The following is a 20,340-nucleotide window of genomic DNA, read 5'->3' on the forward strand; positions in this document are numbered from 1 at the left end:
CCGCCTTGTCAGCCGCGTAAACGCCTGCGCTTGCGCCGCCACAGCAGCGCTGCCGCCAGCAACACCGCCGCCGCACCGAGCAACCACGGCAACAGGCGCTGGTCTTCACCGGCAGGCAGTTCGACCACGGTCGAGGCGCGCTCCGCACTCAGTGCCGCCGCTGCCGCGTCCGGCGACAACCGCCAGCGCCCATCGTGCAGTTCGAGCTTGCCGTCCAGCGGTGGCAGCAGTAGTTCGCGCCAGATGATCCGCAGATCGCCGATCTGCGGATCGAGCGGGTTCTCGGCGCTGCCGAGGCCATCGCCTTCCGGCTGGAACGACGCGGCGAGATTGGCCGGCAGGCGCGAGAAATTCGGTCGGAACACGCGCCACTGCCCCAGCGTCTGCAGCACCGACAGCTCGAGCGGCTTGCCGCCGAGCATCGCGTCGCGCGCCCACCAGCGCCGGTTTTCCAGTGGCAGCGTCTTGGGGTTCTCGTGGCCGGGCGCGAAACCGGCGGAGTCGATCGCGGCCGCATTCCATACACGCGTGTAACCGCTGTCGGTGGCGCGCCACTGGTACATCTCGACGCGGCGATCGAGGCCGAACTGACGTGTCTGCACGCCGAAATCGCCGTCGCTCAACGGCCTGCCCGATTGCGGTGGATCCAGCGGCTCGACCGACGGCAGCGCCTGCGCCGATACGGCAGCGGCCGCCAGCCCTCCCGCCAACGACAGCAAGGCCGCCGCCCAGCGTGGATTCATGCCGTCAGTGCCCGTGCCTGCAACTCGGCGACTTCGTGGGTGGTGGCAAACCGGCCCTTGTCGTCGCGCACCACCTGCGCCAGTGCGCACTGCGGGTCGTGGGTGAAAAACAGATGCACGTTGCGCTCGAGCTTGTCGGCGAGAAAGGCTTTCTTCTCATCGATCAGCAGCTCGGCATTGCGGTCGTAGCCCATGGTGATCGGCACGTGCACCCATGACCGTCCCGGGATCAGGTCGGCGCAGAACACCACGCCGCCGTGCGGCTGGCCGTCGACGAGCTCCGGACCGACGATCTCGGCCAGCATCAGCCCCGGCGTGTGGCCGTCGCTGTAGTGGAAACGCACGCTGCGACCGAGCGTCTGGGAATATTCGCCATCGACCAGCTCCAGCCGACCGGTGGCCTCGAGCAGTCCCGGCAACTCCGGGATGAAGCTGGCGCGGTCGCGCGGGTGCGGCTGCAGCGCGCGCTCGTAGTGCGCGCGACCGACCAGGTAGGTCGCGTTCGGAAACAGCAGCTGTGGCGCTTCGCCCTCGCGCCACGGCGCCAGCAAGCCACCGGCGTGGTCGAAGTGCAGGTGCGACAGCACCACCACGTCGATGTCCTCGGGAGCAAAGCCGGCTGCAGCGAGCGAATCGACCAGCACATGGCGCGCTTCCACCACGCCGTAGCGCTCGCGCATCCTGGGCTCGAAGAACGCGCCGATGCCGGCCTCGAACAGCACGGTCTTGCCGGCGAGCGGGCTGGCGAGTAATGCCCGGCAGGCCAGTTCGATGCGGTTCTCGTCGTCCGGCGGCGACCACTTGGCCCACATCGCCCGTGGCGCGTTGCCGAACATGGCACCACCGTCGAGTTTCTGACTGTTGCCCAATACCGACCAGAGTTTCATATCGCGCAACCGGATCGCTTCGGATGCATGAATTTTAGCGCGCAAACGCTAAATTCCGATCATGACCGGGCGCGAGGCGACCTTGCGTTCAGCGGCGGGGCGCAGATACCTGCACGGACGCCTTGCCGACCGGATTGCGCGGGTCGGAACCGCCTTCGAGCACGTTGCGGCGCTTGTCCCACGAGACGGTCTGCAGGTTGCCCCAGGTGTCGCTGGAGCGGCGGCCCTCGCTGGCTTCCTGCGGCTCGTTGACGGTGTGGCCCATGCCGCGCAGCGTGGCGATCACGTCCGACGGCAGCGCGTTCTTCTCGATCGAGATCGCGTCCGGCATCCACTGGTGGTGGAAACGCGGCAACGCGGCGACCTGCTGCGCGGACAGGCCATCGGCATAGCCGAGCACGCCCAGCAGCACCATCGTGATGATGCGGCTGCCACCGGGCGTGCCGAGCACCGCGACCTTGTCCGGCGACACCATGAAGGTCGGCGTCATCGAGCTGAGCATGCGCTTGCCCGGCGCCGGCGCGTTGGCGTCGAAGCCCATCACGCCGAAGGCATTCGGCGTACCGGCCTTGAGCGCGAAGTCGTCCATCTCGTTGTTGAGCAGGAAGCCGGTGCCCGGTGCGACCAGGCCCGAGCCGAACAGCAGGTTGACCGTCTGCGTCGCGGCGACACGGTTGCCGCCGGCGTCGATGATCGAGAAGTGGGTGGTTTCCTCGTCTTCCAAAGGCGTCGGCCGGCCCGACAGCAGGTCACTGGGCGTGGCCTTGTCCGGATTGATCGAGGCGCGCAGGCCGGCGGCGTAGGCCGGGTGCGTCAACGTGGCAACCGGGACGTCGACGAAATCCGGATCTCCCAGGTAGAAGGTGCGGTCTCGGTAAGCCCGGCGCATCGCCTCGGTGGTCAGGTGCACGCGCTCGGCCGGCGGCAGTTTGGCCAAGTCCCAAGGGCCGAGCACCTGCAGCATCTGCGCCAGCGCGACGCCACCGGACGACGGTGGCGGCGCGGTGACGACCTCCCAGCCGTCGTAACCAAAACGCAGCGGCTCGCGCTCGCGTACGCGGTAGCCGGCCAGCTCCTGCACGGTCCACTGGCCGCCCTCGGCGCGCACGCCGTCGAGCAGCAACTTGGCGGTCTCGCCGCGATAGAAGCCGTCGAAGCCGCGCGCGGCCAGTCGCTCCAGCGTGCGCGCCAGATCAGGCTGGCGGAACAGCTCGCCCTGCTCGACGGTGTCGCCGTCGGCCAGGAACACCGCGCGCGTGCCCGGATAACGCTCCATCACCTCGCGCCGCGCGGCATAACCGCGCGACATGCGCTCGTAGACCTCAAAGCCCTCGCGCGCGATGCGGATCGCCGGTGCCAGCGTGGTCTTCAACGGCAGCCGGCCGTACTGCTTCGACACATGCACCAGCGCCGCCGGCAAGCCGGGAATACCGGCCGACCACGGGCCGTTGGTGGCACGGTCGCGGTTGAGCTCTCCCTTCTCGTCGAGGTACGCAGCCGGCGTGGCCGCGGCCGGCGCGGTCTCGCGCGCATCGACGAACACGTCCTTGCCGGACTTGGCATCGTGCAGCAGGAAGAAACCGCCGCCGCCGATGCCGGAACTGATCGGCTCGACCACCGACAACACCGCCGACACCGCCACCGCGGCATCGAAGGCATTGCCGCCAGCGCGGATCATCTCCAGGCCGGCATCGGTCGCCAGCGCGTGGGCACTGGCGATGGCGGTGCCGGGCGGGTGCGCGGCGGCCGTTTTGGCAGCGGGGGCGGCCTGCAGTGGCGTTGCGGTGAAGGTCGTGCCTGCGTACAGCAGGCTGGCGGACAACAGCACACGCAACGCAACACGCATCAGCTTGGCTCCTGCTGCAACCGGGCCAGCTTGGCCAGCAGTTGCTCGTTGGATTCGGAATGATCCAGGTCGGGGTCGATGCACTCGACCGGACAGACGACGACGCACTGCGGCTCGTCGAAGTGACCGACGCACTCGGTGCAGCGCGCCGGGTCGATCACGTAGATGGTTTCACCCTGCGAGATCGCCTGGTTCGGGCAGGCCGGTTCGCAGACGTCGCAGTTGACGCAGAGTTCGTTGATCTTCAGCGACATGGCATTGCCAACGGCCGCCGGCTTACCGGCGGCCGCGAAGCGGGATTACTTCACCTCAAAGAACTTGTAGTCGACGCCGGCCGGAGTCACGACGGCCTTGACGCGCTCGTTGTCTGCGGCCGAACCAATGAACAGCACCTTGACGCCCTTCATCGAACCCGGATCGGCCTGGGTGAACGAGGCGATGACCAGGTCGGCGGTCTTGGCCGAGCTCGGCGAGCCGTAAGCCAGCAGGTTGCCCTCGAGGATGCCGCGCTGGATGTCGACCTGCGCCTTCTCGAGCTGGCGGTCGTAGTAGCCCTGGAAGTCGGCGGCACCCTCATGCGGCAGCACATAGACGTAGGTGTTGGTGGCGCCATCGAGGTTGCGCTTGACCACTTCGGTCAGATAGGTGTTCCAGGAGTTCTCGTCGGTGCCGGTCGGCGCGACCAGTGCAGTCTCCACGACTTCGACCTTCTCCGCGTCCTTGTTGCAGGCGGCGAGGACGGGCAGCGAAAGGCAGGCGATCAGCAGCAGGCGGGTGGTGGTCTTCATCGGTGTCCCCTTGGTCGGGCGTTGGTGTTGTCGTGGGAAAGTCGTGGGAAATCAGGAGCGGTTGCGTTGCCATTGCGCCTGCAGCGCCGCGGCGACCGCCGGCGGCACGAAGCCGGAGACGTCGCCGCCGAGACGGGCAATCTCGCGCACCAGCGACGAGGAAATGAATCCGTACTGCTCGGCCGGGGTGAGGAACAGCGTCTCCACCTCCGGGATCAGGTGGCGGTTCATGCTGGCCAGCTGGAATTCGTACTCGAAATCCGACACCGCGCGCAGGCCGCGCAGCAGCACGCCACCGCCGACCTGCGCGACGAAGTGGGCGAGCAGGCTGTCGAAGCCGCGCACCTCGACGTGCGGATGATGGGCGACGGCCTGTCGCGCCAGCTCGACGCGCAGCTCCAGCGGCAAGGCCGGGCCTTTGCCGGGGCTTTCGGCGACGCCGATGATCAGGCGGTCGAACAGCTTGGCGGCACGATCGACCAGGTCGATGTGGCCGTTGGTGATCGGGTCGAAAGTACCGGGGTAAACGGCGGTACGGGTGCGGGCCGCGCTCATTCGATGGTCATTGGCTGGGGCCGTTGTCGTCGCTGGCCGGGGTGCCCGCCAGTGTATCAGCGGCCGCCGCGGACCGTCGGTACACGGCATAGCGGACCTCGCGGGTGCGGCCTTCGCGGTGCAGGCGCCAGCCCGCAGGCAGTGTTGGCTCGGCGGCGAGCGGTGCCTCGACATACAACCAGGCATCGGCCTTGAGCTTGGCTGACAGCCGCGGCAGCACCGCCTCCCATAGCCCCGCAGAGAACGGCGGGTCGACGAAGGCGAGGTCGTAGTCGGCGTCCGCCTGCATCGGCAACCAGGACAACGCATCGGCCTGCACCACCGTGGCCGCTTCGCCTCCGGGCAGGCGCGCGACCAGCGCACGCAGGGCCGTGGCCAGGGCCGGGTCGCGCTCGACCAGAACCGCCGTCGCAGCGCCGCGCGACAGCGCCTCCAGGCCGAGCGCGCCGCTGCCGGCGAACAGGTCGAGCACGCGCGCGCCAGGCAGCGCCGGCATCAGCCAGTTGAACAGCGTCTCGCGCACACGGTCGGTGGTCGGCCGCAGCCCCGGCGCGTCGGGCACCGCCAGGCGCGTGCCGCGCCAGCGGCCGCCGATCAGACGGATCTTGCCGGGTGGCGCGCCGGCACCGGCATGGCCCTTGGAGGGTTTGTTCATCGGGGACGCGGGATGGCCGGTGCTAGCATGTGCGCATTCTCGCGCATTCGCCGACGTTACCTTCGATGCTCAGTTTTTTCCGCCGCAAGAAACCCCAGACTCCGGCCGATGCGGCAAAGCCCGGCGATGCCGGGAGCCACTACAGCAGCGAAGAGCTGGCGGCCGCCTTTCCGGCGACGCCCGAGGCCATGGCGGCGAATGACGTCGCCGCGCCGGAAACGATTCCGCAAGCGCCCCGTGACCACGAGCCGGTCCCCGCCGAGGTCATCGCCGCCGCACTCGACATCGAGCCCGGTCACCCCGCGCCCTCACTTGCCGCCGGGCGCGACGAGTCGGTTACACCCCTCGCCCAAACCAGCCCTGTCGAGGCCGGTCCCGCCAGCGAACAAGCGGCCGCCGCCGGCAAGCCCGGCTGGCGCGAGCGCCTGCGCGGCAGCACCTTCGCGCGCAGCTTCAACGGGCTGTTCTCGCGTCATCCCAAGCTCGATGACGACCTGCTCGACGAGATCGAGACCGCGCTGATCACCGCCGACGTCGGTGTCAGCGCCACCACTGCGTTGATCGAATCGCTGCGCAAGCGCATGAAGGCACGCGAATTCGCCGACGCACAGGCGCTGCTGACCGCGTTGCGCGCCGACCTGCTCGCGATGCTGCACCCGGTCGCGCAGCCGCTGCAGATCGACACCGAGGCCAAGCCCTTCGTGCTGCTGACCGTCGGCGTCAACGGCGTCGGCAAGACCACCACCATCGGCAAGCTCGCCAAGCGCTTCAAGGACGAGAACCGTGCGCTGATGCTCGCCGCCGGCGACACCTTCCGCGCCGCTGCGGTCGCGCAGTTGCAGGCCTGGGGCGAGCGCAATGGCGTGCCGGTCGTCGCCCAAGGGCAAAACGCCGACGCCGCATCGGTCGCGTTTGACGCCCTGCAGGCCGCCAAGGCGCGCGGCACGCAGGTGCTGATCGCCGATACCGCCGGCCGCCTGCACACCCAGCAGGGGCTGATGGCCGAACTCGGCAAGATCAAGCGCGTGCTGCAGAAGGTCGATGCCAGCGCGCCGCACGAGGTGCTGATGGTGATCGACGGCACCACCGGTCAGAACGCGCTGTCGCAGCTGCGCCAGTTCCATGCCGCGGTCGGCGTCACCGGCCTGGTGGTGACCAAGCTCGACGGCACCGCCAAGGGCGGCGTGGTGTTCGCGCTGGCGCGCGAGTTCGGCATTCCGATCCGCTACGCCGGCATCGGCGAGCGTCCGGAGGACCTGCGCGTGTTCGACGCCGAGGCCTTCGTCGACGCGCTGCTGCCCGAGACGCTCGGCGCCTAGCGCCGGCTTTGGCCCGCGCATGACCGCGCAGGACATGGCCCAGCCTTCCCCTTCCCGCCCGCGTCGCCGCGTGGTCGTGCTGGCCGTGCTCGTGGCGGTCGCGCTGCTGATGCTGGTCATGCGCTGGGTGTCGCACCCCGACCGCGTCGCCGGACTGATCCTCGCCCAGGCCGGCGACGCCCTCGGCCTGGAGATCAGCGCCAGCGGTGCCAGCGAGTACCGCCTGCGCGGCACGCCGCGGCTGGTGATCCGCGACGTGGTCGCACGACAGCCCGGCGTGTACACGCCACTGTTGCGTGCCGAACGCATCCATCTCGAACTGCCCTGGGCGACGATCCGCGCCCTGGGTGTCGACCTCACCGTCAAACGCATCGAACTCGACGCGCCGCAACTCGATCTCGCCGCACTGCAGCGCTGGCAGGCGACGCGTCCGCCTTCGCAGACCCGCATCCCGACGCTCACCGACGGTTTGCAGGTCGTGCGCGGCCGCGTCATCGGTGACGGCTGGTCGATCGAGGCGATCGATCTCGACCTGCCCGCGCTGTACCCGCAGCGGGCCGTTGCTGCACATCTGCGCGGCCGCCTCGTCAGCGGCACTACACGCATGCCCTTCGATGTGCACGCCGCACTCACCCGTCCGGCGGCGCGTGCCGGCCTGGGCGTGGCCGGCACGATGAGTGTCGTGACCGCCACCTGGGCGCTGCCGATGGCGGTCACGCTGTCGGCGCGCCTCTACCAAGGCGTTGAAGGCCTCGGCCTGGACCGCACCAAACTCGCGGCCGATGCCCGCTACCGCAGCGCCGGCACCGACCTGTCGTTCGCGCTAGGCCTGGCCGGCCCACTTCGCTATTCCGATGGTTCGCTCGCCATCGCTCCGTTGGGTGTCGCCTTGCGCGGCCAAGGCGTCATGCCGCAGTTGGATGCACACGGCCGCTTCGCATTCGCGCAGGACCTCGCGCTGCAGCTCGACGGCCGCCTCGCCAGCTGGCCGCAAGCCTGGCCGGCGTTGCCGGCGCCGATCGGCCAATCGGACTCGCCATTGCCGTTCGTGCTCGACTACCGTGGCCCGGCAGACCTGTCCGGGATCAGTGCGTTGCAGCTGCAACGCGATGCGACGCGCTTCGACGGCCGCTTCGCGCTGCCGGCGGTGCTCGACTGGATCGATGCCGGCGCGAAGGGCTCGCCGTTGCCGCCGCTGAGCGGACGCCTGCAGACACCGCGGCTGGAAATAGCCGGCGCCGTTCTGCAAGGCGTTGAAGTCGACTTCGGCAACGAAGCCGCCCCCCTGCCATGACCGCATCTTTCGCCGAGCGCCTGCTGGCCTGGTTCGACGTCAGCGGCCGTCACGACCTGCCCTGGCAACACCCGCGCGCACCCTATCGGGTGTGGCTGTCGGAGATCATGCTGCAGCAGACCCAGGTCAAGACCGCCGCGCCTTACTTCGAACGCTTCGTCGCATCACTGCCGTCACTACCGGCGTTGGCGGCGGCACCGCTCGATGACGTACTCGCGCTGTGGTCGGGGTTGGGCTACTACGCCCGCGCGCGTAACCTGCACAGCGCGGCCAAGCGCTGCGTCGAGCTGCACGACGGCGAACTGCCGCGTGACATCAATGCGTTGACCGCCCTGCCCGGCATCGGTCGCAGCACCGCCGCGGCAATCCTGTCGCAGGCCTGGGGCGATCGCTTCGCGATCCTCGACGGCAACGTCAAGCGTGTGCTTACGCGCTACCACGGTGTCGCCGGCTACCCCGGCCTGCCCGCCATCGAGAGGCAGTTGTGGGCCCTGGCCGAACAACACGTTGAAAGTCCGCACCTGCCGCAAGCTCGGCTGGCCGATTACACGCAGGCGCAGATGGACCTCGGTGCAACGCTGTGCACGCGCGCCGCGCCGGCCTGTGTGCTGTGCCCGCTGCAGGACGACTGTGTCGCCCGCTGCACAGGCCGCACCGCCGAGCTGCCGACGCCCAAACCCGGCAAGACCCCGCCGCAGAAATACGCGCAGGTGCTCTGGGCCGAGGACGCCAACGGGCGTGTGCTGCTGCTGCGTCGCCCACCGGCCGGCATCTGGGCCTCGCTATGGACCTTGCCGCAAACCGACGACCAGGCCCTGGCGCGCGACTGGTTCGCACGCCATCTCGTCGGCGATTTCGCCAGTGCCGAATCGTTGCCACCGATCGCGCACGCCTTCAGCCATTACAAGCTGCAGCTGCAGCCCTGGCGCTGGCGTGGCACCGCCCTGCGCGAGCGGATCGGCGACAATGACGACCTGCGTTGGGTCGCACGTGGCGAGCTGGCTTCGCTCGGCATCCCCGCGCCGATCCGCAAACTATTGGAAAGCTGACCGATGCCCCGCACCGTCTACTGCGAATACGAACAACGCGAGACCGAAGGCCTCGACTTCGTGCCCTGGCCGGGTGAACTCGGCAAGCGCGTGTTCGCCCACATCGGCAAGAGCGCCTGGGCGGCGTGGCTGGCGCACCAGACCATGCTGATCAACGAGAACCGGCTGTCGCCGCTCGATCCCAAGCACCGCGCCTTCCTCGAAGACGAGATGCAGAAATTCCTGTTCGGCGGCGACGCCGCCAAACCGGCCGGTTACGTACCGCCCGCAGACTCCGGCAACTGAACCAGTGAGCCGCACCGCGGCCCGTGATGGGCACGCGGCGCACAAACACTCTTGCTCAATCGGCGGGCTTATCGCCCTCGCGCTCGGCGGTCTGCGCCGCACGCTTGTCCTTCTCGGCCTGCTTCAGCGCCTTGGTGTCGATCGGGCGGATTTCCTTGATCCAGCACGGAATCCGGTCGATACCACGACCGAGCACGATCACCTTGTCGAAGCGCTTGTACACGCGCCCGAACTGGTTGGTGATGGTGATGGCGTTGGCGAAGTCCAGATCGTTGCAGGTGCCGTTGAGCTCGAGCAGATAGGCCTGGCTCGGTCGCGTCCACACCGCCAGCGCGGTAGTGCCGAGCGGAGTCCAGCCGTTGAGGCTGCCGAAGTACTGGAAATTGTCGACCGGCGCACCGGCATTGGCGCGGTACAACGCCAGGCGGTCGGCGTCGCTCACTCTGGGATCACTGGCGCAGGCGCTCATCGCGAACAGGGCCAGCACGACAAACAGCGCACGTTTCATCTTCGACTCCCTGCAGAAACCGCTGCGGGCACGGGTTCTGCCGCCATGATGCACCCGCCCGCTGCCGTTCCAAGTGGTCGCCGCACGCCCGTTCAGCGCATGTGCGGCTTGCCAGCCGCGTTTGGCATCCGTATCATTCCGCTCCTCGCAAGGCCACGGCCTGTTGCGGAATGGCCGGGTAGCTCAGTTGGTAGAGCAGGGGATTGAAAATCCCCGTGTCGGGGGTTCGATTCCCTCCCCGGCCACCATTGTTATGCAGGAGACACGAAGGGTTGCGCGCAGGCGCGACCCTTTTTGCATTGGATCGGCGCCACTAGGCCGGTGTCTGCGTTGTCAGAAAATTCCTACACGAGCCCGAGCGCTTGCCCGATGGACTACGAGCGGCGCGGGCGCGATCCTGATTCCGCCCCGGCAGCCCGGCCGATGCGCCGGCATGGATGCCGCTCTGCAAAGGAACATGGCCGTCACCGTGAGCGGGTGATCAAGCTGGGCCGGGGCGCTTCATCTCACGTGCGGGAACGTGCTCACCGATGGCCATGCCTGATGCCGGTCAATCCGGCCTAACTGAAAACCGCCAAACCCTGGTTGCCTCTTCCACGTTCGTCACACGTCGTCGGCGCGCGTTCGGCTCCCTGTTGCGCCACCTCGCTGTGTGGACATCGGTAGCCGTCTTGGCCCTGCTCGCTCAGGCCATTGCGCCCGCCGCTACGCCTTAAGCCGTCTGCCTAAAGCTATCGCATTGACCCATGCCACGCTGCTGCCAGCACCGTGCGCCGTAGTATGCTCGCGATCCCATCACGGTGGAGCGGCGGCATGAAGGCGAAGCGTTGGATGCGTTGGACAGGACTGGCGCTGTGTGTGCTGCTGTTGGCCGCCTGCTCCACTGGTCCGGTGCGCCGCGTCTCGGAACCGTCCGCGCGCATCCAGCAGCTCACCGTGCGCGCCGACGGCAGCTGGTCGGCCGAGTTGCGCATCGAAAATTTCAGCAGCATCCCGATGCGTTTTGATTCGCTCGATCTGGCGCTGCGCCTGGGCGATGACGCCGCGGGCCAACTGCAGGCAAAGCCGGCGCTGTCGATCGGGCCCGAGTCGGCCGACATCATCACCGTCGTGGTGAAGCCGCAGGCGGCCGCCAAGCTCGCCGTTGCCGAGGCACTGGCTGCCGGCCGCGGCGTGTCCTACACGCTCGAAGGCCACATCGATGCCACACCCGACCAGGGCAAGCTGCGCAGCTTCGACATCAAGCGCAGCAGCGCGTTGAGCCCGGCGCCGGGCCTGCCCGGCGTGTTGCGCTGACTTCCTTACTTTATTTCCGCCTTACGGCGCGCAAGCCGCGCCCCGCGCGGATCCTGATCCCGATGAGCAAATCCCGATGAGCAGCTACCAAGCCCCCCTGACCGACATGCGCTTCGTCCTGTTCGACGTGCTTGGTGCCGAAGCCACGTTCCAACGCCTGGGTTACACCGAGGCCACGCGCGACGTGCTCGATGCCGTGCTCGAGGAAGGCGCGCGCTTCACCGAGACCGTGCTGGCGCCGCTCAACAGCGAGGGCGACCGCAAGGGTTGCAGCCTCGATCAGGCCACCGGCGCGGTGACCACGCCGCCGGGTTTCAAGCAGGCCTATGCGCAATACGTCGATGGCGGTTGGGCCGGGCTCACCTCACCGGCCGAATTCGGCGGCCAGGGCCTGCCGCACGCGGCCGGCGTGCCGCTCAAGGAAATGATCGACGCGGCCAACCTGGCCTGGGGCAACTTCCCGCTGCTGTCGCACGGCGCCACCGAGGCGCTGCTGCACCACGGCGAAGCCTGGCAGCAGGAGGTGTTCCTCAAGCCACTGGTCGAAGGCCGCTGGACCGGCACGATGTGCCTGACCGAGCCGCATTGCGGCACCGACCTGGGCCTGCTCAAGACCCGCGCAGAACCGCAGGCCGACGGCAGTTACACCATCACCGGCACCAAGATCTTCATCACCGCCGGCGACCACGATCTCACTGACAACATCGTCCACCTGGTGCTGGCACGCCTGCCGGATGCGCCGTCCGGCAGCAAGGGCATCTCGTTGTTCGTGGTGCCGAAGGTGCGTGTCGACCGCGACGGCAATACCGGCGCCGTCAATGCCGTTCGCTGCGGCAGCCTCGAGCACAAGATGGGCATCCACGGTTCGGCCACCTGCGTGATGAATTTCGACGGCGCGCAGGGCTGGTTGATCGGGCAGCCGCACAAAGGCCTGATGGCGATGTTCACCATGATGAACACCGCCCGCCTCGCGGTCGGCCTGCAGGGCTTGGGCCTGTCCGATCGCGCCTTGCAGAACGCGCTGCGCTACTCGCGCGAACGCCTGCAGATGCGGGCGTTGTCGGGCGCCAAATTTCCCGACAAGCCGGCCGACCCGATCATCGTGCACCCCGACGTGCGTCGCATGCTGCTGACCTGCAAGGCGCTGGTCGAAGGCGGCCGGGTGATGGGCTACGACGCCGCGTTGCAGGTCGATATCGCCCAGCACGCAGCGGACGCTGGCGAGCGCGAACAGGCCGACGCCCTGGTCGGCTTCCTCACCCCGATCGTCAAGGCGTGCCTGACCGAATGGGGCGTGGAGTGCACCTACCACGCGCTGCAGTGCTACGGCGGCCACGGCTACATCGCCGAGCACGGCATGGAGCAGCTCGCCCGCGACGCACGCATCACCACGCTGTACGAGGGCACCACCGGCATCCAGGCGCTGGACCTGCTCGGCCGCAAGATCATGCAGTTGCAGGGCGTGGGGCTGAAGGCCTTCCTCGCCCAGGTCAGCCGCTTCTGCGACGAGCATGCCGATCATGCCGCCTTGGCCGAATTCATCGGCCCGCTGCGCGAGAAAGCCACGCAATGGCAGCAGCTGACGATGCGCGTCGGCAAGAACGCAGCCGCAAACCCCGACGAGATCGGCGCGGCGGCTTACGACTACCTGATGTATTCGGGTTACGTGGTCCTGGCCTACTGGTGGGCCCGCAGCGTCGCCACCGCGGAAGCCTCGGCGCAATCGCAGGCCTTCAAGGACGACAAGCGCGCGACCGCGACGTTCTACTTCGCCCGCATCCTGCCGCGCACGCTCGCCCATGCCGCGGCGATCGACAGCGGCATCGGCGGTCTGCCCAGCCTGCCGGTCGAGGGCCATGCCTGAGCCGCGATCGCGGCTTCGTTACCAGCGGGTACACAAAAAGTAAACAAAGGCGTATAAGCTGGTTTCCCGATGGAGACCGATAGAGCGACGCTGCGTCTGGTCCGAACCGGAGCCGTAATGGATCCGGCCTCGCCTTCCTTCGCGATCCGCCCGCCCCTCGAACGCCTCAACACCGTGCGCTTGCTCTCGCTGGACGCGCACGGCCGGGTGCTCGACTGGATGAGCTGGCAGGACGCGACCTGCCTGTACGTGCGCGGCGCAGTCGCCTGGACCCTCGGCGACCCCTGCCTGCAGGTGCACGGCGGCACCAGCCGCCTCACCGGCGAGCAGAGCCTGATCGAACTGCACCCCATCGTCGCCGCGCGTGGCCACGCCCGCGCCCATGCACTCGACCCCACCCCGGCCCTGACCAATGCCGCGCTGTTCGCCCGCGATGGCTATCTGTGCCTGTACTGCGGCCACGACTTCAACCGCCCGCAGCTGACCCGCGATCACGTCGTGCCGGTGTCCAAGGGCGGGCGTGACATCTGGGAGAACGTCGTCGCGGCCTGCTTCCACTGCAACTCACGCAAGGGCAACCGCACCCCACAGCAAGCCAGCATGCCCCTGCTGGCGGTGCCGTACCGGCCGAGCTGGGTCGAGCACCTGATCCTGTCCAACCGCAACATCCTGGCCGACCAGATGGCGTTCCTGCGCAGCCAGCTGCCGAAGAACGCCCGGCTGCAGGCCTGACACCAGGCACTGCCCGTCTACACGTGACGACAGTCGCGGTTTGCCGTTCGAGCGCCCCGGTGTGCATGCAACTGCCCTGCAGCGCCCACTTGCGACGTAGCGCGCGCGTTGACGCCCGCAATGGCGTCCGCAACACTCGCGAGCCATAGAAACAGATACGGACGCGACGATGCGCTTGACCCTCGGTCTGACCGGCATGGACCCGGCGACGGAGTCCGCCCTGCAGGCGGCCTTCGCGACCGCCAACACGCGCCTGGGTGGCGACCATTGGCTGCTGCTGCCGGAAAATCAGGCCGAGTACGTCGTCGTCGACATGGACAGCATGTACGGGCCGATGAGCTGGCTGCGGCTGCACGCCGCCGGCAAGCAGGTGATCGCGCTGACCGCCGCGCAACGCAGCCAGGCCGACTTCCGCCTCGGCCAGCCCTTCGACGCGCACAGCGTCGCCATGCTGTTGCGCGACATTGCGACGCAGGTGGGCGTGCCACTGCAAGAAACAATCGTTGCGTCCCCTGCGGCAGCGGTATCGACCGAACCCACGCCGGTGGTCGTGACCTCCGTGCCGGCACCATCGCCGGTCGTCGCAGTGGCTGCCCCGATGCCGGAAAGCACCGTTGACGTTGCTGTCAGCGAACCGGAACCGCCGGTGCAAATCGCCGCCGTGGCAGCGCCCACCGCAATCGAGCCAGCGCCGGCCGCCGTTGTCGCCCCCACGCCGGTGACCGCCACACCCGGCAACACGCTGCTCGATTGGCTGACCCAGGACCGGCTCAAGGGCCGCGTGCGCCTGCGCGGCAGCGAGTCCGTGCTGATCGATACCGAGCAACGCCAGTACCACGGTCCCGCCGCGCTGAAGCCGTTGGCGACTTACTTCGAAAGCGCACTGAGCACCGCCGACTTCGTCGCCGTCGACGCCACCACCTGGGCCAGCGAAAGCACCCGCCTGGGCGCGGCGATGCCGTTGTCGCGGCTGGCGTGGTTCGGCAACCTGCTGGCTGGCCGCGGCGTATTGGCGCCCGGGTACGACCCGCAGCAGCGCTTCCAGATGGTGAAGTGGCCGCAGACCGAGCGTGAGTACCCCAAGCATTTCCGCATCGCCACAGTGATGATGAAAGGCCCGGCGACGCTGGCCGAGATTGCCGAGGCCAGTGGCGTGTCCACGGCCGAGGTCGCCGACTTCGTCAACGCCAACCTCGCCACCGGCTTTGCCGAGCCCGAGCGCGAGCCCGATCCGCTCGAAACGCAGAAACCCGGCGGTTTGTTCGGCCGCCTGCGCGGACGCTGAGCCAGCGCAATCCTGGTACGTCATCCCTCATCAGACTGAACCTGCCGGGCCGGTGCGCCTTGCCCGGCCCCGGCGACGGCGGGACAATGGCGAACTTGCCGTCTGACCCCGTCGTGATGATCGACCCGCAACGCTATCCGCGCCTTTCCCGCATCCTGGTTCCCGCCGACCTGCGCCAGTTCCCCGAAGAGGAGCTGCCGGCGATCGCCGAAGAGCTGCGCGCGTACCTGATCGAACAGGTCGCCCTGGTCGGCGGTCACTTCGGCGCCGGCCTGGGCGTGATCGAGCTGACCGTCGCCCTGCACTGGCTGTACGAGACGCCGGTCGACCGCCTGGTGTGGGATGTCGGCCACCAGTGCTACCCGCACAAGATCCTCACCGGTCGCCGCGACGAGATCCACACGGTCAAGCAGAAGGACGGCGTGGCGCCGTTTCCGAAGCGCGAGGAGTCCGAGTACGACACCTTCGGCGTCGGCCACAGCTCGACCTCGATCTCGGCCGCGCTCGGCATGGCGATCGCCCTGCAGCAGGTCAATGACGAACGTAAGGTTGTGGCGGTGATCGGCGACGGCGCGATGACGGCAGGCATGGCGTTCGAGGCACTCGCCCACGCCGGTGGCATGGGTTCGGATCCGGGTTCGATCGAACCCAATCTGCTGGTGATCCTCAACGACAACCAGATGTCGATTTCGGAGAACGTCGGCGGCGTCACCCGCATGCTCGGCCGCCTGACCGGCAGCCGCACGCTCAACGCGATCCGCGAAGGCGGCAAGAAGCTGCTCGGTGACAAGCACCGTGCGCCGGCGCGGTTCGTCAAACGCTGGGAAGAGCACTGGAAAGGCATGTTCGTGCCGTCGACCTTCTTCGAGGAAGTCGGCTTCCACTACACCGGCCCGATCGACGGCCACGACCTGCCCGCCCTGCTCGCCGCGCTGAAAACGCTGAAAGGCCTCAAGGGCCCGCAGCTGCTGCACATCATCACCACCAAGGGCAAGGGCTACGAGCTCGCCGAGGGCGACCAGATCGGCTACCACGCGGTCGGCCCGTTCGACCCCGAGAAGGGCCTGGTCAGCAAGTCCGGCACGAAGAAGCCGACCTATACCGACGTGTTCGGCGAGTGGCTGTGCGACATGGCCGCGACCGAACCGAAGCTGCTCGGCATCACCCCGGCGATGCGAGAGGGTTCCGGGCTGGTGCGTTTCAGCAAGGAGTACCCGCAGCGCTACTTCGACGTCGCCATCGCCGAGCAGCACGCGGTCACGCTGGCGGCGGGCATGGCCTGCGAAGGCGCCAAGCCGGTGGTGGCGATCTACTCCACGTTCCTGCAGCGCGGCTACGACCAGCTCGTGCACGATGTCGCGATCCAGAACCTCGACGTGCTGTTCGCGATCGACCGCGGCGGCGTGGTCGGCCCGGACGGTGCCACCCACGCCGGCAACCTCGACCTGAGCTACCTGCGCTGCGTGCCGAACATGGTGGTGATGGCACCGGCCGACGAGGACGAGTGCCGCAAGATGCTCAGCACCGGCTACCACTACCGCGGCCCCGCCGCCGTGCGTTACCCGCGCGGCACCGGTCCCGGCGTGGCGGTGCAACCGACGCTCGACACACTGCCGGTCGGCAAGGCGCAACTGCGCCGACGCGGCAGCAAACTGGCCCTGCTCGCGTTTGGCGCGATCGTGCCGGCCGCCGAACAGGTCGGCGAGGAGCTGGGCCTGACCGTCGTCAACATGCGCTTCGTAAGGCCGCTGGATCGCGCGCTGATCCTCGAGCTGGCCCGCAGCCACGACGGCATCGTCACCCTCGAGGACAATGTCGTCGCCGGCGGCGCCGGCAGCGGTGTGGCCGAGTTGCTGGCCGCCGAGAACATCCAGTTGCCGATCCTGCACCTGGGCCTGCCCGACGAGTTCCAGCACCACGCCAGCCGCGAGCAACTGCTGGCCGAGGCCGGCCTGGATGCCAACGGCATCCGCACCAGCCTGCTGCAACGCTGGCCCGGGCTGGCCGCCGCCGGTCCGCGCAGCGCCGCGGTGTAACGACCTCGCTGACGGCGGCGCGCTTGGGCGCGACCGGTTTTAGTGCCCGCGAAGATCATCCGGGCGCTGGCATGTTTTTTTCCCTTGATACGCGCCGACCGACGGCAGAATTCTTATCGGCCAGTTAACAAGGCCGGGGCTAGCCTGCGCAGCGGACCGTCGACCGCCGTGGCGGGTGCGACCACGAGTACGCACTGCGCCCGTCACTCCGCGACGGCACCGAGGCAGACCGGAACAGGCACGCAGGCATGCGCCCCTCTCTCCGGCCCGGGCTGGATGCACCGCGAGAGGGCTCTCCCATGTCGACCATGTCCACCATCGCGCGCGGAGGAGCCCGCCTCAGCGCGCTGCTCCTGGTATCCGCCGTCGTGCTCCTTGCCGTTCTGACCTACGCCGTCGGCCAATCGAGCGACACCCGCCTCTCGCCCGACGGCGTGTGGCGGGTGCACGACGAGGTCGCGCTGCCCGAGCGTTTCCCGGCGCCCACCGCCTACAGCGCGCTGACCCTCGATGCCGCACTGCTCGAATCGTTGCTGGCCAACGCACCGCGCGAGACCTTCGGATCGATCCCGCCGCGGACGCAGATCTGGTTGCCGCGGCCCACGGGTGGGTTCGTCCAGATCGCCGTGGCACGCAGCCAGCAGATGGAGCCGGCACTCGCCGCCAGCTTCCCGAAGATCAAGCACTACGTGTTCGAGGACCAGCACCAGGGATTCACCGGCCACATTTCTATCGGCACGCGTGGTGTCTGGATCGCGGCGCAGACCGAGGGCGGCCTGTTGCGGCTCGACCCGGTCGAGACGGCGAGCGGTCGCGTCTACCTGAGCTACCTCGACAAGAACCGCACCGATGGCGGCAACGACTTCCACGACGTCGACGAGCACGATCACCACGAGGAGCCGCCGACGGTACCCAACTTCGTCGCGCTGGCGCCGCAGCTCCTTCCCCAGGTACAGGCCGGCGACCAGCTGCGCATCTACCGGCTGGCCGCGTCGACCACCGGTGAGTTCTTCCAGAGCAACGATTTCGGCAACGGCATCGACGACGTGATGTCGCGGCTGGATGCCGACCTGGGCGTGGCCAATACCGTGTTCGAGAGTGAGGTCAGCGTGCGCCTGATGCTGGCCGATGTCAGCGACCTGGTGATCTACGACGACCCGGCCAACGACCCGTTCGACAATTCCACCAGGCAGTGCAAGGTCAGCCTGAACGCCTGCAACACCGATGCCGACTGCGATGTGCCCAATGGCGAGACCTGCGACCTGGTCAAGACGGCCTGCGCCCTGCGCGAAGACAACCGCGACAACATGAAGGCGGTGCTGGACGACGACGACTACGACCTCGGTTTCCTGTTCGCCGCCAAAACCGGTAACGGCGCCAACGGCTGCGCCTGGTTCGTGGTCTGCCAGTCCAGCAGCGACACCCTGCACAAGGCCCGCGGCGCCGGCCTGATGGGCGGCAATGGCACCGTCGGCGCCGGTGGCCTGCTCGCGCACGAAGTCGGCCACCAGCTCGGCGCGCGTCACACCTTCACCGGGCAGGCCGGTTCCTGCAGCCTCAACGAGTTCCAGGCCGGCGCCAGCGAGAGCGGCTACGAGCCCGGCAGCGGCACCACCCGCATGTCCTACCGTGGCATCTGCGACAGCGACAACGTCGACACCTCACTCGATGCGGCCGGCGCGAATGCCTACTTCCACTCGCGCAGTTTCGACGAGATCGTCGACAACGTGTTCAACGGCACCGGTGCGACCTGCGGCACGCTGGTCGCCACCGGCAACACCGCGCCGGCCCCCGATGCCGGCCTCGACTACACCATTCCGCGGCAGACACCGTTCATGCTGACCGGCACGGCGTCCGATGCCGAAGAGTCGCTCACGGAACTGACCTTCAACTGGGAGCAATACGACCGCGCCGAGACACAGCGCCCGATCGACAGTGCCAACCTCGCCGACGGGCCGATCGTGCGCTCGGTACCGCCCGGCCCCGACCCGTCACGCACCATTCCGCGGCTGCAGGACCTGCTCGACGGCGTGCAGCGCAAGGGCGAGATCCTGTCGCAGGTCGATCGCGACATGAACTTCCGCATGATCGCGCGCGACAACCGCATGGGCGGCGGCGGCGTCGCCTACGACAGCATGGTCGTGCATGTCAGCGGCGATCCATTCTTCATCACCAATCCGAATAGTGGCTCACTGCAGGCCGCCTGCCAGGCGCCGCTGACGTGGCAGGTCGGCGGCGGTGCGGTCGCACCGCAGGTCAGCGCGCTGTTTTCCAGCGACGGCGGGCTGAACTTCAACACCACCCTGATCGCCGCGACCCCGAACGACGGCTCCACCTTGTTCACCGTGCCTTGCACGACGGGCGCGAACGCACGCATCAAGCTGCAGTCGGTCGACAACATCTTCTTCGACATCAACGACCAGGACCTGACCGTGTTCAACAGCGCACCCAGCGTTGCCGTCAACACCGCCAGTGGCGTGGTCGACAATGCCTGCGAATTCACCGTGCAGTTCAATGCCAGCGCCAGCGACAGTTGTGGCTTGCCGGCTGCCAATGTCGGCGTGGAGCTGATCAAGGCCGCCAACAACTTCACCCTGGGCGCTCCGGTGATCAACACCCAGCAGGTGTCCTCGACCCAGGTCGACGTGTCGGGCAGCGTGCTGGTATCGGCCCTGTTGAACTCACCGGCGCAGCTGACGGTCAAGGTCACCGCAACCGACGCCTGCGGCCTGGCCACCAGCGCCTCTGATGTCGCACTGATCAACGACGAAACCCCGCCACAGATCGACGTGGCCCTCGACCCGAACCTGTTGTGGCCGCCCAATCACAAGATGGTGCCGATCCAGGCCACCGTTGTCGCCAGCGACAATTGCCCGGGTGTGAGTTTCGAGTTGACCGCGCTGGTCAGCGACGAACCCGACAACGGCACCGGCGATGGCGACACCGTCAACGATATCCAGGGGGCGATGTTCCACACGCCGGACCTCGACTTCAGCCTGCGCAGCGAGCGGGTCGGCAGCGGTGACGGACGCGTCTACACCGCCACCTACACCGCACAGGATGGGTCGCAGAACGAGACGAGCGATGCCGCAACCGTCAGCGTGCCCAAATCGCAATCGAACAAGTGATCAAACCGCACCGCGCCGCCCAACCCGGGCGGCGCAGGCGGCAGCGGTTCTCTTCATGCCGCTTCGATGA

At 68.1% G+C, this 20,340-nt stretch carries 18 protein-coding genes and 1 tRNA gene; 11 read left to right on the plus strand and 8 right to left on the minus strand.

The features are described 5' to 3' along the window. Positions 1-8: 8 nt before the first annotated feature. The 7 genes from ACFOLC_RS03255 to rsmD all read right to left on the minus strand — a co-directional run bounded on the left by ACFOLC_RS03255 (position 9) and on the right by rsmD (position 5,474). Positions 9-743, minus strand: coding sequence for a TMEM43 family protein (locus tag ACFOLC_RS03255; RefSeq protein WP_386757460.1), 735 nt, complete (start codon positions 741-743; stop codon positions 9-11). After that, positions 740-1,630 carry an MBL fold metallo-hydrolase gene (locus ACFOLC_RS03260; protein ID WP_386757462.1) on the minus strand — a complete coding sequence of 297 codons (891 nt, stop codon included), beginning with the start codon at positions 1,628-1,630 and terminating at the stop codon, positions 740-742. The genes ACFOLC_RS03255 and ACFOLC_RS03260 overlap by 4 nt, the downstream gene beginning before the upstream one ends. A gap of 88 nt (positions 1,631-1,718) precedes the next feature. After that, positions 1,719-3,476, minus strand: a complete 1,758-nt coding sequence (ggt, locus tag ACFOLC_RS03265; RefSeq protein WP_386757464.1) for a gamma-glutamyltransferase — start codon at positions 3,474-3,476, stop codon at positions 1,719-1,721. Then, a complete protein-coding gene (locus tag ACFOLC_RS03270; RefSeq protein WP_386757466.1) occupies positions 3,476-3,730 on the minus strand; it encodes a YfhL family 4Fe-4S dicluster ferredoxin in 255 nt (84 codons plus the stop codon). Before ACFOLC_RS03270 ends, ggt begins: the two co-directional genes overlap by 1 nt. Positions 3,731-3,775: 45 nt before the next feature. Beyond that, positions 3,776-4,264 (minus strand): hypothetical protein, encoded by a 489-nt coding sequence (locus tag ACFOLC_RS03275; RefSeq protein WP_386757468.1) that lies wholly within the window; start codon positions 4,262-4,264, stop codon positions 3,776-3,778. A 51-nt stretch (positions 4,265-4,315) separates the two neighbouring features. Beyond that, positions 4,316-4,819 (minus strand): pantetheine-phosphate adenylyltransferase, encoded by a 504-nt coding sequence (gene coaD, locus ACFOLC_RS03280; RefSeq protein WP_386757470.1) that lies wholly within the window; start codon positions 4,817-4,819, stop codon positions 4,316-4,318. 7 nt (positions 4,820-4,826) lie between these two features. Beyond that, the gene (gene rsmD / locus ACFOLC_RS03285) at positions 4,827-5,474 is read right to left on the minus strand and encodes a 16S rRNA (guanine(966)-N(2))-methyltransferase RsmD (RefSeq protein WP_386757472.1); all 648 of its coding nucleotides are present in this window, start codon (positions 5,472-5,474) and stop codon (positions 4,827-4,829) included. A 65-nt stretch (positions 5,475-5,539) separates the two neighbouring features. On the opposite strand from rsmD, the gene ftsY reads away from it, so the two are divergent. Genes ftsY through ACFOLC_RS03305 form a run of 4 tightly spaced genes read left to right on the plus strand, consistent with a single transcriptional unit; the run spans position 5,540 to position 9,421 of the window. Beyond that, a complete protein-coding gene (ftsY, locus tag ACFOLC_RS03290; RefSeq protein ID WP_386757474.1) occupies positions 5,540-6,793 on the plus strand; it encodes a signal recognition particle-docking protein FtsY in 1,254 nt (417 codons plus the stop codon). A 34-nt stretch (positions 6,794-6,827) separates the two neighbouring features. Further along, positions 6,828-8,087, plus strand: a complete 1,260-nt coding sequence (locus ACFOLC_RS03295; RefSeq protein WP_386757476.1) for a hypothetical protein — start codon at positions 6,828-6,830, stop codon at positions 8,085-8,087. After that, a complete protein-coding gene (gene mutY / locus ACFOLC_RS03300) occupies positions 8,084-9,136 on the plus strand; it encodes an A/G-specific adenine glycosylase (RefSeq protein ID WP_386757478.1) in 1,053 nt (350 codons plus the stop codon). The genes ACFOLC_RS03295 and mutY overlap by 4 nt, the downstream gene beginning before the upstream one ends. Positions 9,137-9,139: 3 nt before the next feature. Next, positions 9,140-9,421, plus strand: a complete 282-nt coding sequence (locus ACFOLC_RS03305) for an oxidative damage protection protein (RefSeq protein WP_386757480.1) — start codon at positions 9,140-9,142, stop codon at positions 9,419-9,421. A gap of 55 nt (positions 9,422-9,476) precedes the next feature. Here ACFOLC_RS03305 and ACFOLC_RS03310 read toward each other — a convergent pair whose 3' ends face one another. Continuing rightward, entirely contained in the window at positions 9,477-9,929 is a 453-nt protein-coding gene (locus ACFOLC_RS03310; RefSeq protein WP_386757482.1) for a DUF6491 family protein, read from the minus strand. Positions 9,930-10,101: 172 nt separating this feature from the next. Between ACFOLC_RS03310 and ACFOLC_RS03315 the strand changes: the two genes are divergently transcribed. The 7 genes from ACFOLC_RS03315 (at position 10,102) to ACFOLC_RS03345 (ending at position 20,270) form a co-directional block, all read left to right on the plus strand. Beyond that, positions 10,102-10,177 (plus strand) — tRNA-Phe (locus ACFOLC_RS03315). Between the two features lie 565 nt (positions 10,178-10,742). Further along, a complete protein-coding gene (locus ACFOLC_RS03320; RefSeq protein WP_386757484.1) occupies positions 10,743-11,225 on the plus strand; it encodes an NDR1/HIN1-like protein in 483 nt (160 codons plus the stop codon). 76 nt (positions 11,226-11,301) lie between these two features. Beyond that, positions 11,302-13,089 carry an acyl-CoA dehydrogenase C-terminal domain-containing protein gene (locus ACFOLC_RS03325; protein ID WP_386757486.1) on the plus strand — a complete coding sequence of 596 codons (1,788 nt, stop codon included), beginning with the start codon at positions 11,302-11,304 and terminating at the stop codon, positions 13,087-13,089. A gap of 117 nt (positions 13,090-13,206) precedes the next feature. Then, a complete protein-coding gene (locus tag ACFOLC_RS03330; protein WP_386757488.1) occupies positions 13,207-13,821 on the plus strand; it encodes an HNH endonuclease in 615 nt (204 codons plus the stop codon). Between the two features lie 169 nt (positions 13,822-13,990). Continuing rightward, entirely contained in the window at positions 13,991-15,106 is a 1,116-nt protein-coding gene (locus tag ACFOLC_RS03335; protein WP_386757490.1) for a hypothetical protein, read from the plus strand. Positions 15,107-15,222: 116 nt separating this feature from the next. Then, the gene (gene dxs, locus ACFOLC_RS03340) at positions 15,223-17,142 is read left to right on the plus strand and encodes a 1-deoxy-D-xylulose-5-phosphate synthase (RefSeq protein WP_386757961.1); all 1,920 of its coding nucleotides are present in this window, start codon (positions 15,223-15,225) and stop codon (positions 17,140-17,142) included. Between the two features lie 299 nt (positions 17,143-17,441). Next, positions 17,442-20,270, plus strand: coding sequence for a reprolysin-like metallopeptidase (locus tag ACFOLC_RS03345; RefSeq protein ID WP_386757492.1), 2,829 nt, complete (start codon positions 17,442-17,444; stop codon positions 20,268-20,270). The last annotated feature ends 70 nt before the right edge of the window (positions 20,271-20,340 follow it).

The sequence above is a fragment of the Lysobacter cavernae genome, from assembly GCF_042648505.1.
Classification (GTDB): domain Bacteria; phylum Pseudomonadota; class Gammaproteobacteria; order Xanthomonadales; family Xanthomonadaceae; genus Lysobacter_L; species Lysobacter_L cavernae.